General features: G+C 58.5%; 12 protein-coding genes. 6 read left to right on the forward strand and 6 right to left on the reverse strand.

Annotation, left to right across the window (positions count from 1 at the left end):
* Window positions 1-29: 29 nt before the first annotated feature.
* From flhB to flhE, 3 genes are read left to right on the forward strand one after another with little or no spacing between them, the layout of a single operon-like run.
* Window positions 30-1,178, forward strand: a complete 1,149-nt coding sequence (gene flhB, locus ACVCAM_RS09175; protein ID WP_021240449.1) for a flagellar biosynthesis protein FlhB — start codon at window positions 30-32, stop codon at window positions 1,176-1,178.
* Window positions 1,171-3,249 carry a flagellar biosynthesis protein FlhA gene (flhA, locus tag ACVCAM_RS09180; RefSeq protein ID WP_008500434.1) on the forward strand — a complete coding sequence of 693 codons (2,079 nt, stop codon included), beginning with the start codon at window positions 1,171-1,173 and terminating at the stop codon, window positions 3,247-3,249. Before flhB ends, flhA begins: the two co-directional genes overlap by 8 nt.
* Window positions 3,249-3,641, forward strand: a complete 393-nt coding sequence (flhE, locus tag ACVCAM_RS09185; RefSeq protein ID WP_008500435.1) for a flagellar protein FlhE — start codon at window positions 3,249-3,251, stop codon at window positions 3,639-3,641. Before flhA ends, flhE begins: the two co-directional genes overlap by 1 nt.
* A 58-nt stretch (window positions 3,642-3,699) precedes the next feature.
* Here the strand turns inward: flhE and argS are convergent, their stop codons facing one another.
* The gene (gene argS / locus ACVCAM_RS09190) at window positions 3,700-5,433 is read right to left on the reverse strand and encodes an arginine--tRNA ligase (protein WP_008500436.1); all 1,734 of its coding nucleotides are present in this window, start codon (window positions 5,431-5,433) and stop codon (window positions 3,700-3,702) included.
* Between the two features lie 239 nt (window positions 5,434-5,672).
* On the opposite strand from argS, the gene ACVCAM_RS09195 reads away from it, so the two are divergent.
* Both ACVCAM_RS09195 and cutC read left to right on the forward strand, forming a co-directional pair.
* Entirely contained in the window at window positions 5,673-6,242 is a 570-nt protein-coding gene (locus tag ACVCAM_RS09195; RefSeq protein WP_407223480.1) for a VOC family protein, read from the forward strand.
* Window positions 6,243-6,311: 69 nt separating this feature from the next.
* Window positions 6,312-7,055, forward strand: coding sequence for a copper homeostasis protein CutC (gene cutC, locus ACVCAM_RS09200; protein WP_262817853.1), 744 nt, complete (start codon window positions 6,312-6,314; stop codon window positions 7,053-7,055).
* 175 nt (window positions 7,056-7,230) lie between these two features.
* Here cutC and cmoB read toward each other — a convergent pair whose 3' ends face one another.
* The 5 genes from cmoB to ACVCAM_RS09225 are packed head-to-tail and all read right to left on the reverse strand — an operon-like array spanning window position 7,231 to window position 10,811.
* Window positions 7,231-8,202, reverse strand: a complete 972-nt coding sequence (cmoB, locus tag ACVCAM_RS09205) for a tRNA 5-methoxyuridine(34)/uridine 5-oxyacetic acid(34) synthase CmoB (RefSeq protein ID WP_021240445.1) — start codon at window positions 8,200-8,202, stop codon at window positions 7,231-7,233.
* Window positions 8,199-8,942 (reverse strand): carboxy-S-adenosyl-L-methionine synthase CmoA, encoded by a 744-nt coding sequence (cmoA, locus tag ACVCAM_RS09210; protein ID WP_008500441.1) that lies wholly within the window; start codon window positions 8,940-8,942, stop codon window positions 8,199-8,201. Before cmoA ends, cmoB begins: the two co-directional genes overlap by 4 nt.
* Before the next feature lie 40 nt (window positions 8,943-8,982).
* On the reverse strand, window positions 8,983-9,378 hold the full coding sequence (locus ACVCAM_RS09215; RefSeq protein WP_021240443.1) for an MAPEG family protein: 396 nt from the start codon (window positions 9,376-9,378) through the stop codon (window positions 8,983-8,985).
* A gap of 51 nt (window positions 9,379-9,429) precedes the next feature.
* Complete coding sequence (locus ACVCAM_RS09220) at window positions 9,430-10,248, reverse strand: DUF72 domain-containing protein (protein ID WP_008500443.1); 819 nt, start codon at window positions 10,246-10,248, stop codon at window positions 9,430-9,432.
* On the reverse strand, window positions 10,245-10,811 hold the full coding sequence (locus ACVCAM_RS09225) for a hydrolase (protein WP_407223479.1): 567 nt from the start codon (window positions 10,809-10,811) through the stop codon (window positions 10,245-10,247). The genes ACVCAM_RS09220 and ACVCAM_RS09225 overlap by 4 nt, the downstream gene beginning before the upstream one ends.
* A gap of 263 nt (window positions 10,812-11,074) precedes the next feature.
* Here ACVCAM_RS09225 and aspS point away from each other — a divergent pair, with 263 nt between their 5' ends.
* Window positions 11,075-12,847 carry an aspartate--tRNA ligase gene (aspS, locus tag ACVCAM_RS09230; RefSeq protein ID WP_008500445.1) on the forward strand — a complete coding sequence of 591 codons (1,773 nt, stop codon included), beginning with the start codon at window positions 11,075-11,077 and terminating at the stop codon, window positions 12,845-12,847.

The raw sequence follows: 12,847 nt of genomic DNA on the forward strand, positions 1-12,847 counted from the left end.
CCCGTGACGTAATGGGCTGAGCGTGCACAGTGGCAGAAGAGAACGACGACAAAACGGAAGCCCCCACACCCCACCGACTAGAAAAGGCGCGTGAGGAAGGGCAGATCCCCCGATCCCGAGAATTGACCTCCCTGCTGATCCTTATCGTAGGGGTGTGCATTATCTGGTGGGGCGGGGAGTCGCTCGCCCGCAAGCTGGCGGGCATGCTCTCAACCGGCTTACGTTTTGACCACAGTATGGTCAACGATCCGAATCTGATCCTCAGCCAGATTATTCAGCTGATTAAAGGGGCCATGGTTGCGCTGCTGCCCCTCATTACCGGGGTTGTGCTGGTCGCGCTGGTCTCGCCGGTGATGCTCGGCGGTCTGGTCTTCAGCGCCAAATCGCTGCAGCCGAAATTTTCCAAACTCAACCCGCTGCCGGGTATTGCGAAAATGTTCTCTGCCCAGACCGGGGCCGAGCTGCTCAAAGCCATTCTCAAATCGGTGCTGATGGGCAGCTCCGCGGGGTTTTACCTCTGGTACCACTGGCCGGAAATGATGCGTCTTATCAGCGAGTCGCCGCTCACCGCGATGAGCAACGCGCTGAATCTGGTCGGGCTCTGCGCGCTGCTGGTGGTGCTCAGCATTATCCCGATGGTGGGTTTTGACGTGATCTTCCAGCTCTATACCCACTTCAAGAAGCTGCGGATGTCGCGTCAGGATATCCGTGACGAATATAAGCAGATGGAAGGTGACCCGCACGTGAAGGGGCGCATCCGCCAGATGCAGCGTGCCGCCGCCCGTCGCCGCATGATGGACGATGTGCCAAAGGCCGACGTCATCGTTACCAACCCGACACACTATTCCGTTGCGCTGCGCTATGACGAAAACAAAATGAGCGCGCCGAAAGTGGTGGCGAAAGGGGCGGGGCTGATCGCGCTGCGTATCCGTGAAATTGGCACCGAACACCGCGTGCCGATCCTCGAAGCCCCTCCGCTGGCGCGTGCCCTGTACCGCCATGCGGATATTGGACAACAGATCCCGGGACAACTCTACGCCGCCGTGGCGGAAGTGCTGGCCTGGGTATGGCAGTTGAAGCGCTGGCGTCTGGCCGGCGGTCAACGGCCTGTGAAACCTGAGAACCTTCCGGTGCCTGCCGCGCTGGATTTTATGAACGAGAAGGACACTGATGGCTAATCTGGTGGCAATGTTGCGTCTGCCCGGCAACCTGAAATCGACCCAATGGCAGATCCTGGCCGGGCCGATTCTGATCCTGCTAATTCTGTCGATGATGGTACTGCCGCTCCCGGCGTTCATCCTCGACCTGCTTTTCACTTTCAATATCGCGCTGTCCATTATGGTGCTGCTGGTGGCGATGTTCACCCAGCGTACCCTGGAGTTCGCCGCGTTCCCGACCATTCTGCTGTTTACCACCCTGCTGCGACTGGCGCTGAACGTGGCGTCCACGCGTATCATCCTGATGGAAGGCCACACCGGGGCGGCAGCGGCAGGTAAAGTGGTGGAAGCGTTCGGCCACTTCCTGGTGGGCGGTAATTTCGCTATCGGTATCGTGGTGTTCGTCATCCTCGTGATCATCAACTTTATGGTCATCACCAAGGGTGCAGGGCGTATTGCGGAAGTGGGCGCGCGCTTTGTGCTGGACGGGATGCCGGGCAAGCAGATGGCGATCGACGCCGACCTGAACGCCGGGCTAATCGCCGAAGATGAAGCCAAAAAGCGCCGTGCGGAAGTGACGCAGGAAGCGGACTTCTACGGCTCCATGGACGGTGCGAGTAAGTTTGTGCGCGGTGACGCCATCGCGGGCATTCTGATCATGGTGATTAACGTGGTCGGCGGCCTGCTGGTGGGCGTATTGCAGCACGGGATGGACATGGGCCACGCGGCGGAAAGCTACACGCTGCTGACCATCGGTGACGGTCTGGTCGCGCAGATCCCGGCGCTGGTGATCTCCACTGCGGCGGGTGTCATCGTGACCCGCGTGAGCACCGATCAGGACGTTGGCGAGCAGATGGTGGGACAGCTGTTCAGTAACCCGCGCGTGATGCTGCTGGCCGCGGCGGTGCTCGGGTTGCTCGGCCTGGTGCCGGGTATGCCAAACCTCGTCTTCCTGCTGTTTACGGCGGCGCTGCTGGGCCTTGCCTGGTGGATGCGTGGCCGTGAAACCAAACCGGCAGCGGAACCTGTTCCGGTCAAAATGCCGGAGAATAATCAGGCCGTCGAAGCGACCTGGAACGACGTTCAGCTGGAGGATTCTCTGGGAATGGAAGTCGGGTATCGCCTGATCCCGATGGTCGATTTCCAGCAGGACGGCGAGCTGCTCGGCCGTATCCGCAGTATCCGTAAAAAATTCGCCCAGGACATGGGCTTCCTGCCGCCGGTGGTTCACATCCGCGACAATATGGACCTGCCGCCCGCGCGCTATCGCATCCTGATGAAAGGCGTTGAAATTGGCAGCGGTGATGCCTATCCGGGCCGCTGGCTGGCGATTAACCCCGGCACCGCCGCAGGCACGCTGCCGGGCGAGCAAACCATCGATCCGGCCTTTGGTCTGGCCGCGATCTGGATTGAAAGCGCGCTGAAAGAGCAGGCGCAGATCCAGGGTTACACGGTTGTTGAAGCCAGTACCGTGGTGGCAACCCACCTTAACCACCTGATTGGGCAATTCTCGGCGGAGCTGTTTGGCCGTCAGGAAGCGCAGCAGCTTCTGGACCGCGTCACTCAGGAGATGCCGAAGCTGACGGAAGATCTGGTTCCGGGCGTGCTGACCTTAACCACGCTGCATAAGGTGCTGCAAAACCTGCTCGACGAGAAGGTGCCGATCCGCGATATGCGCACCATTCTGGAAACGCTGGCAGAGCACGCGCCAATCCAGAGCGATCCGCACGAGCTGACGGCGGTGGTGCGCGTGGCGCTGGGACGCGCAATCACCCAGCAGTGGTTCCCGGGAACCGGAGAGGTGCAGGTTATTGGCCTCGATACGCCGCTTGAGCGTCTGCTGCTGCAGGCTCTGCAGGGCGGCGGCGGCCTGGAGCCGGGCCTGGCGGATCGCCTGCTGGCGCAAACCCAGGAGGCGCTGGCGCGTCAGGAGATGCTCGGCGCGCCGCCGGTGCTGCTGGTGAACCACGCGCTGCGTCCGCTGCTGTCCCGCTTCCTGCGCCGCAGCCTGAGCCAGCTGGTCGTGCTGTCGAATCTCGAGCTGTCGGATAACCGTCATATCCGCATGACCGCGACGATTGGAGGAAAATAATGCGTAAATGGCTTTGGCTGCTGTTCTTCCCGCTGGCGGCGCAGGCTGCCGGGGGAGGCACCTGGCAGGCGAGCAGCATAGGGGTGACCCTCAGCAACCGCGGTGTTGCCATGTCATCTAACCCGCTGGCGCCTGCTGAAGAGGTTTCCGGTCTGATGGGTCTTGTGGTCTGGAACTACCGGCTGATTGGCCCAACGCCAGCGGGCCTGCGGGTGCGCCTCTGCTCTCAGACGCGCTGTACCGAAATCGACGGCGAAAATGGAACAACGCAGGCGTTCAACGGCGTGCCGGCTATTGAACCTTTGCGTTTCATCTGGGAAGTGCCGGGCGGGGGACGTTTAATCCCGGCGCTGAAGGTGCAGAGTAATTCTGTCATCGTGAACTATCGCTGACGGTTGAATTGTCAGGACTGTAAAAAAACAAAACCCGGCGATTGCCGGGTTTTTGGTATTACATACGTTCTACGGTTTCGATACCCAGAGTATCCAGACCCAGCTTCAGGGTCTTCGCCGTCAGCTGCGCCAGCTTCAGGCGGCTGTTGCGGACCGATTCATTCTCCGCAGAGAGAATAGGGCAGTGCTCGTAGAAGCCGGAGAACAGACCCGCCAGATCGTACAGGTAAGCACACATTACGTGCGGCGTGCCGTCACGCGCGACCACGGTCAGCGTCTCTTCGAACTGCAGCAGACGCGCCGCCAGCTGCGCTTCACGATCTTCCGTGATGGTCACGGTGGCATTCGCCAGCACGCTTTCGTCGATATTGGCTTTGCGGAAGACCGACAGCACGCGGGTGTAAGCGTACTGCATGTACGGCGCCGTGTTGCCTTCAAACGCCAGCATGTTATCCCAGTCGAAGATGTAGTCGGTGGTACGGTTCTTGGAGAGATCCGCGTATTTCACCGCACCGATACCCACGGCGTTCGCCAGTTTTTCCAGCTCGTCGGCCGGCATGTCCGGATTCTTCTCAGCCACCAGACGACGGGCGCGTTCCAGCGCTTCGTCCAGCAGGTCGGAGAGCTTCACGGTCCCGCCCGCGCGGGTTTTGAACGGCTTGCCGTCTTTACCCAGCATCATGCCGAACATGTGGTGTTCCAGCGGAACGCTGTCCGGTACGTAACCGGCTTTACGCACGATCGTCCACGCCTGCATCAGGTGCTGGTGCTGACGGGAGTCGATGTAGTACAGCACGCGGTCGGCGTGCAGCGTTTCATAACGGTATTTCGCACAGGCGATATCGGTCGTGGTGTAGAGGTAGCCGCCATCTTTTTTCTGGATGATCACGCCCATCGGTTCGCCTTCCTTGTTTTTGTACTCATCAAGGAACACCACCGTTGCGCCTTCGCTCTCAACCGCCAGGTTTTTCGCTTTCAGGTCCGCCACAATGCCGGGCAGCATTGGGTTATACAGGCTTTCACCCATCACGTCGTCACGGGTCAGGGTGACGTTCAGACGGTTATAGGTAAGCTGGTTCTGCGACATGGTGATGTCAACCAGCTTGCGCCACATCTCGAGGAAGTATTGATCGCCGCCCTGCAGTTTTACCACGTAGCTGCGCGCGCGCTCGGCAAAGGCTTCATCTTCGTCATAGTGCTTTTTGGCTTCGCGATAAAACCCTTCCAGGTCCGCCAGCGCCATTTCGCCCGCATTTTCCTGCTGCTGTTTTTCCAGGTAAGCAATCAGCATCCCGAACTGGGTACCCCAGTCGCCCACGTGGTTCGCGCGGATCACCTTGTGACCGAGGAACTCGAGCGTACGCACCGCGGCATCACCGATGATGGTGGAGCGCAGGTGGCCAACGTGCATCTCTTTCGCCACGTTCGGGGCAGAGTAGTCGATCACGACGGTCTGCGCTTCCGGTTGGGAAACACCCAGACGATCGGATTTCAGCGCCGCGTCAACGTGGCTTGCCAGGAAGGCAGGCTCAAGGAAGATGTTGATAAAGCCCGGGCCGGCGATTTCGGTTTTGCTGGCAATGCCGGCGAGATCCAGATGCGTCAGTACCTGCTCAGCGAGCTGTCGCGGCGGCATACCCAGTTTTTTAGCCACTGCCATCACGCCATTAGCCTGATAGTCGCCAAACTGTACTTTTGCTGACTGACGAACCTGCGGTTCGCAATCCGCAGGCGCGCCTGCGGCAATCAGTGCCTGACTGACTTTTTCGGAGAGAAGAGCCTGAATATTCACCTGGATACCTTACTTTTTTGATGCGGGCTCACAACCACCCGCGCCAGTTAGAGAATTTAGGGCGGGAGTATACTGCAAATGCCTTCTGCCGTCAGCATCGCGGGGCCTGAAGATTGCTCAGAATCCAGGCTAAGAAGGTGTGCATAAACATGCAGTCGTAAAAAGCCGGATTCTGCGGTTGGTCAAAACAGAGCAACAGAGTAAATTAGCGGCTTTGCGACACGAAAAGAGAGTGACTTATGGCGAACTGGCAATCCATCGACGAACTGCATGATATTTCCGCAGATTTACCGCGCTTCACCCAGGCGTTCACAGAACTTGCCACCCGTCTCGGCCTGGATATCGCGCCGCTTGAGGCCGATCACATCTCTTTGCGCTGCCATCAGAATGCCACCGCAGAGCGCTGGCGTCGCGGATTTGAACAGTGCGGCGAGTTACTGTCCGAGAATATCATTAACGGTCGCCCCATCTGCCTGTTCAGGCTGCGTGAGCCGGTGAGCGTGGCCCACTGGCAATTCACCGTGGTTGAACTGCCGTGGCCGGGCGAGAAGCGCTATCCGCACGAAGGGTGGGAGCACATTGAAATTGTCCTGCCGGGTGAGCCGGAGACATTAAACGCGCGCGCGCTGGCCCTGTTAGCTGACGAAGGCTTAAGCCAGCCGGGGATTTTTGTGAAGACCAGTTCGCCCAAAGGCGAACGCGAGCAGTTACCCAACCCGACGCTGGCCGTCACGGACGGGCAGGTCACGGTGAAGTTTCATCCCTGGACCATTGAGCAGATCGTTGCCAGTGAGGCGCAAGAGATGTGAGTTCCCGCCGGGACTGAAAACAGACGGCATGTCATGATGGTGCGTTTGGTGGAATTTAAGGAGGATTACATGGCGCTGCTGGAGATTTGCTGTTACAGCGTGGAGTGTGCCGTCACCGCGCAAAATTACGGGGCTGACCGCATTGAACTGTGTGCGGCACCCAAAGAGGGCGGGCTGACGCCTTCTTACGGCGTGCTGAAGGCTGCCCGTCAGGCCGTCACGATTCCCGTTCACCCGATTATTCGTCCACGCGGCGGTGATTTTTGTTACACGGCGGGCGAGTTCGGTGCCATGCTTGATGATATCGCCCTCGTGCACGACCTGGGGTTCCCCGGGCTGGTCACCGGCCTGCTGGATGAAGACGGCAATATCGACCTCACGCGCATGCGTCAGGTCATGAGCGCCGCGCAGGGGCTCGCCGTCACTTTTCATCGCGCATTTGATATGTGTAAAGATCCGCTTCAGGCCTTTGAAACGCTTGGAGAACTTGGCGTGGCGCGCATTCTGACATCGGGTCAACAGCCGTCCGCTGAAAAAGGACTGCAATTAATTACGGAACTAAAAGCACATTCCGGTGTTCCAATAATAATGGCGGGTGCGGGAGTTCGTGCCAGCAATCTGGAACGGTTTTTAAACGCCGGGGTAGAAGAGCTGCACAGCTCGGCAGGCAAATGGATGCCGTCACCCATGCGTTATCGCAATACAGGATTGTCAATGTCGACGGATGCTGAAGCGGATGAGTATTCACGCTACGGTGTCGAGGGAGAGTCGGTTGCGGAAATGAAGTCGCTGATTGAGCGCCATCACGTGTAGCAACGTACCGATTTTTACCGCGCATCATGTCGCCCAATATGATGCTTGCTTGTACCAGGCCCCTGCAAATTACACAGGGGCCTTTTTTTCTCCTGCGACCGGTAGCGCTTCGCTTACCGGACCTGGAAAATCGGGAGTAGGCCGGGTAAGGCGCAGCCGCCACCCGGCTAACAGGCTACGGCTTCGTCGCAATCAACACCGCTCGCATCGGGGCCGGATAGCCTTCGATGGTTTTGCTGTGGTCGGCCGGGTCGAGGAACTGCTCCAGCGATTCGGTGATCATCCACTCGGTCCGGCGCTGCTCTTCGATAGAGGTCACGCTGACATCGGCAATCCGCACATCCACAAATCCGCATTTCTCCAGCCAGTTCTTCAGCGCCAGCGCGGAAGGGATGAAGTAAACGTTGCGCATCTGCGCGTAGCGATCGCCCGGTACCAGAACGGCATGTTCATCGCCTTCGATCACCAGCGTTTCCAGCACCAGCTCGCCGCCGCTGACCAGCTGATCTTTCAGTTGCCAAAGGTGCTCCAGGGGGGAACGGCGGTGATACAGCACGCCCATGGAGAACACGGTATCAAAGGCTTTCAGTGCGGGCAGCTGCTCAATACCCAGCGGCAGCAGGTGCGCGCGCTGGTCGTTACCCAGCAGCTTACGTACCGCTTCAAACTGACACAGGAACAGCTGCATCGGGTCGATACCAACCACCAGATGCGCGCCCGCGCCAATCATGCGCCACATGTGATAGCCGCTACCGCAGCCCACGTCCAGAATGGTGCGCCCGGTCAGGTCGGAAAGGTGCGGCAGAACGCGATCCCATTTCCAGTCTGAGCGCCATTCGGTATTGATGTTCACGCCGTACAGCGAGAACGGCCCTTTACGCCACGGCATCAGGTTGCGCATCAGCGTTTCGATACGGTTGATCTGCCCTGGCGGAAGCGGTTCTTCACTCTCTGCGGTGACGCTGTGCAGGAGATCCAGACGATGCGGGGTCAGTTCCGGCAGAAACTCCACCGCATTTGCCCACTGCTTTAACAGGCCGTGCTGCTGATCCCGCTGCCAGGCGGCAATCTGCGCAGGCAGCGTCTCCAGCCAGTGGGAGAGGTGATTTTTGGCAATCAGCTGATAGAAGTTGCTGAACGCGATCATGCGGGTTTCCCCGCTTTCAGCGCCACCAGAGACCCAAAATTGAAGCACTGGAACCACAGTTCGCTATGCTCAAATCCGGCCTGACGCAGGCGCGTCTTGTGGGTTTCTACGGAGTCCGTCAGCATCACGTTTTCGAGCATGCTGCGCTTCTGGCTGATCTCCAGCTCGCTGTAGCCGTTCGCCCGTTTGAAATCGTGGTGCATATTGAACAGCAGCTCGCCAACCTCGGCATCTTCAAAGCTGAATTTCTCCGAGAGCACCAGCGCGCCGCCAGGATTCAGCCCCTGATAGATTTTGTCCAGCAGCAGCTGGCGGTCTTCCGGCACCAGGAACTGCAGGGTGAAATTCAGCACCACCATCGAGGCGTTTTGGATCTCAATCTCACGGATATCGCCTTCCACCACGTCAACCGGAACAGGGGCCTTGTAGGCGTCAATATGGCGGCGGCAGCGTTCCACCATGGCCGGAGAGTTATCCACGGCAATGATTCGGCAGCCTTCGTGATGAACGTTACGACGTACCGACAGCGTTGCCGCGCCGAGCGAGCAGCCCAGGTCATAGACCTGCGTGCCGGGTTGAACGAAGCGCTCAGCCAGCATGCCGATCATAGAGATAATATTGGAATAACCGGGAACAGAGCGCTGGATCATATCCGGGAAGACTTCGGCTACCCGTTCATCGAAGGTCCAGTCGCCCAGGCTGGCGATAGGCGCGGAAAAAAGCGTGTCGCGATCTGACATAACGTAAAAATCCGGGAAAAATAAAGTGGCGTATTGTGCGCTAATGGAGGGAGAAAACCAACTCCCACGGCATATACCACAGGTTAGCCAGCACCATCAGCAAAAGCGAACACCAGGTTGCACTCATGCCGGAACGACGCCAGCGGATTAAGCGGTGGTGAAAGCCGTAATAATGCATCAGGCGGCCAGCGATAAGCAGCAGGCCACAGATGTGCACCATCCAGGTTTCTGCGCCATTCATCTCCATAAACAGCAGCAGGATGAGGGCCGCGGGGATGTATTCGACCGCATTGCCGTGAATGCGGATAGCGCTTTGCAGCTCGGAAAAGCCGCCGTCACCGTAAGAAACGCGGTAGAGCGTTCTGAGGCGCACAACGTCAAATGAAAACTTAATCAGCAGTAATGCACCTAACACCGCGTACAGCGCGCTGACCATACAAACTCCCTGTTTTTGGCAGATGGCACTTCCCTATGATAGGGGGTGATATCAGAAAAGAGAAGATTGTTGTGGGATGGAAGGGGCGCTGCCCACGGACGGCACCGCAGCCTGCAAGGCCTGCCACAGAGCATCGACCAGTTCGGGGGCCTGGGCAATATCCGGCGTGTGCAAAAAGAGATACGGCGTGGTGGTGTGTTCCCACGAGGCCAGTTTTTCCAGCCAGACGGCGAACATCGCCTGGTTTTGCAGCATGTTATCGCTGCCGATAAACCTGACCATTGGGTTCTTCGCGGTCACGATGGCGTGGACCGGCACTTTCGGTTTTTTACGCTGAGCTTCAACGATGGCCTCGTTATGCGGTATCGCGCTGTGCACCGGACGGCTATCGAGGATCACACGGTTAACGGAACGCTCAAGCAGGCCGCGGTTGAGCGCTTTTTCCGCTTCCCCTTTCGCAAAGAAGTCCTGGTGTCGAACCTCCACGCCGTAGGTAAATTCCCGGGGCAGGGCATCCAGGAACTGCCAGAGCGCAGGCAGGTCGCGCGGAGCAAACGTGGCCGGAAGCTGCAGCCAGTACTGGCCGATGCGGTTTGCCAGAGGCGCCATCCGGCCAAAGAATTCGTCGGTCAACTCACCGCAGTTTCGCAGCGCGGCCTGATGGGAAATCGTAGCCGGAAACTTGAAGCAGAAGCGAAAGTCGTCGGTTGTTTGCTCCCGCCAGCGCGCAACAATCTCGGCTTTAGGGAGCGCATACAGGGTGGTATTACCCTCGACGCAGTTGAAGTGTCGGGCATACTCCTCAAGGCTGGTGATGCCCAGACGCACCCATTTCGGGTGCGACCACTGGGGCAGGCCCACATACATCATAACGCGCTAAGGATCTCTTCCGTGCTGCGCACGCGACCGATGCGCGGGAAGATGTGCGTCATGCTGCCCTGGTGCTGTTCCGCCGAGGCCGCGCTACACGCATCTTCGGCAATCACCAGATTAAAGCCCAGCTCCCACGCGTTGCGGGCAGTCGACTCCACGCCGATGTTGGTGGAAATGCCGCACAGGATGATCGTGTCAATGCCGCGACGGCGGAGCTGCAGTTCGAGATCGGTTCCGTAGAAGGCGCCCCACTGACGTTTGGTCACTTCGATGTCGCCGTCGCGTTTGCCGAGCGAGACCGGGTACGTCCACCAGTTTTCCGGCAGGGCGCGGGCGGGAGTCTGCGCATCAACGGGCTGTTTTAACGCTTCGGCGTAATCCGAAGACCAGCCGACGCGCACCATGACAACCGGGGCACCGCTGGTGCGGCATTTTTCCGCCAGACGGGCGGCGCGGCTGACCACATCGTCCGCGGTATGCGGGCCACCGGCGAAGGGCAAAATGCCTTCCTGTAAATCAATCACCACAAGCGCGGTTTTGCTGGCATCAAGGGTTAACATCGTTACTCCCGTTAAATGAATCACTTCCACACACCATACGACGCGATGGCCTGTTATTGGTCGCATAATTTTGTTAATTTTTGTGAGAATGCGCAATAAGAGTGCAGCAAACGACCGCCTGGCCGTGGTTCGCTCTTATCGTCCGGCGGAATTTCCAGTATAATAGCCGCCTTTTTTCATCCAGTTGTGACATACAGAAAGCTGCGACATAGTAGCCTGCATACCAGGCGACATTTAGCCTGCGGCTAATTAAGGGATATCTCATGCGTACAGAATATTGCGGGCAGCTGCGTCAGTCCCACGTCGGACAGCAGGTCACCCTGTGTGGTTGGGTCAATCGTCGTCGTGATCTTGGTAGCCTTATCTTCATCGATATGCGCGACCGCGAAGGTATCGTTCAGGTGTTCTTCGATCCGGATCGCGCAGATGCGTTGAAGCTGGCCTCTGAGCTGCGTAATGAGTTCTGCATTCAGGTCACCGGCACCGTGCGTGCGCGTGACGAGAAAAACGTTAACGCCGACATGGCGACGGGTGCCATTGAAGTGCTGGCGTCCGATCTGACGATCATCAACCGTGCTGAAGCGCTGCCGCTGGACTCCAACCACGTCAACACTGAAGAAGCGCGTCTGAAATACCGCTATCTGGATCTGCGTCGTCCGGAGATGGCTCAGCGCCTGAAAACCCGTGCGAAAATCACCAGCCTGGTGCGTCGCTTTATGGATGACCACGGTTTCCTCGATATCGAAACCCCGATGCTGACCAAAGCCACGCCGGAAGGCGCGCGCGATTACCTGGTGCCATCCCGCGTCCATAAAGGCAAATTCTACGCGCTGCCACAGTCTCCACAGCTGTTCAAACAGCTGCTGATGATGTCCGGCTTCGATCGCTACTATCAGATCGTGAAATGCTTCCGCGACGAAGACCTGCGTGCTGACCGCCAGCCTGAATTTACCCAGATCGATGTGGAAACCTCCTTCATGACCGCCGAGCAGGTGCGTGAAGTGATGGAAGCCCTGGTGCGTAGCCTGTGGAATGACGTGAAAGGCGTTGAGCTGGGCGATTTCCCAATCATGACCTTCGCGGAAGCCGAGCGTCGCTATGGCTCTGACAAACCAGACCTGCGTAACCCGATGGAGCTGGTGGACGTAGCTGATCTGGTTAAAAACGTGGAGTTCGCGGTCTTCGCGGGTCCGGCTAACGACGCCAAAGGCCGCGTGGCCGCGCTGCGTGTGCCGGGCGGAGCGGCTCTGAGCCGTAAGCAGATCGACGACTACGGCAACTTCATCAAGATCTACGGCGCGAAAGGTCTGGCCTATATTAAAGTGACCGAGCGTGCGAAAGGTCTGGAAGGTATCACCAGCCCGGTTGCGAAATTCCTGAACGCGGACATCGTGGAAGCGATCCTGGAGCGCACCGGCGCGCAGGACGGCGACATGATCTTCTTCGGTGCAGATAACAAGAAAGTCGTTGCGGATGCGATGGGCGCGCTGCGTCTGAAGCTCGGTAAAGACCTGAATCTGACCGACGAGAGCAAATGGGCGCCGCTGTGGGTTATCGACTTCCCAATGTTTGAAGACGACGGTGAAGGCGGCCTGACCGCGATGCACCACCCGTTCACCTCGCCGAAAGACATGACGGCTGCCGAGCTGAAAGCGGCACCGGAAGAGGCCGTCGCCAACGCCTACGATATGGTCATCAACGGCTACGAAGTGGGCGGTGGTTCCGTGCGTATTCACAGCGGTGAAATGCAGCAGACCGTGTTCGGCATCCTGGGCATCAACGAGCAGGAGCAGCGCGAGAAATTCGGCTTCCTGCTGGACGCGTTGAAATACGGTACGCCTCCGCACGCGGGTCTGGCCTTCGGTCTTGACCGTCTGACCATGCTGCTGACCGGCACCGATAACATCCGTGATGTTATCGCTTTCCCGAAAACCACTGCTGCAGCGTGTCTGATGACCGAAGCGCCAAGCTTTGCCAACCCGGCCGCACTGGCTGAGCTGGGCATTGAGGTGGTGAAGAAGGAAGAGAAAAACTGA

This window comes from Enterobacter sp. CFEC122 (assembly GCF_052983755.1).

What these genes read in the sequence shown, in the direction of transcription:
- flhA (WP_008500434.1), top strand. Translation starts at nt 1,171, where the DNA reads ATGGCTAATCTGGTGGCAATGTTGCGTCTGCCCGGCAACCTGAAATCG.
- flhE (WP_008500435.1), top strand. Translation starts at nt 3,249, where the DNA reads ATGCGTAAATGGCTTTGGCTGCTGTTCTTCCCGCTGGCGGCGCAGGCT.
- ACVCAM_RS09195 (WP_407223480.1), top strand. Translation starts at nt 5,673, where the DNA reads ATGGCGAACTGGCAATCCATCGACGAACTGCATGATATTTCCGCAGAT.
- cutC (WP_262817853.1), top strand. Translation starts at nt 6,312, where the DNA reads ATGGCGCTGCTGGAGATTTGCTGTTACAGCGTGGAGTGTGCCGTCACC.
- cmoB (WP_021240445.1), bottom strand. Translation starts at nt 8,202, where the DNA reads ATGATCGCGTTCAGCAACTTCTATCAGCTGATTGCCAAAAATCACCTC.
- cmoA (WP_008500441.1), bottom strand. Translation starts at nt 8,942, where the DNA reads ATGTCAGATCGCGACACGCTTTTTTCCGCGCCTATCGCCAGCCTGGGC.
- ACVCAM_RS09215 (WP_021240443.1), bottom strand. Translation starts at nt 9,378, where the DNA reads ATGGTCAGCGCGCTGTACGCGGTGTTAGGTGCATTACTGCTGATTAAG.
- ACVCAM_RS09220 (WP_008500443.1), bottom strand. Translation starts at nt 10,248, where the DNA reads ATGATGTATGTGGGCCTGCCCCAGTGGTCGCACCCGAAATGGGTGCGT.
- ACVCAM_RS09225 (WP_407223479.1), bottom strand. Translation starts at nt 10,811, where the DNA reads ATGTTAACCCTTGATGCCAGCAAAACCGCGCTTGTGGTGATTGATTTA.
- aspS (WP_008500445.1), top strand. Translation starts at nt 11,075, where the DNA reads ATGCGTACAGAATATTGCGGGCAGCTGCGTCAGTCCCACGTCGGACAG.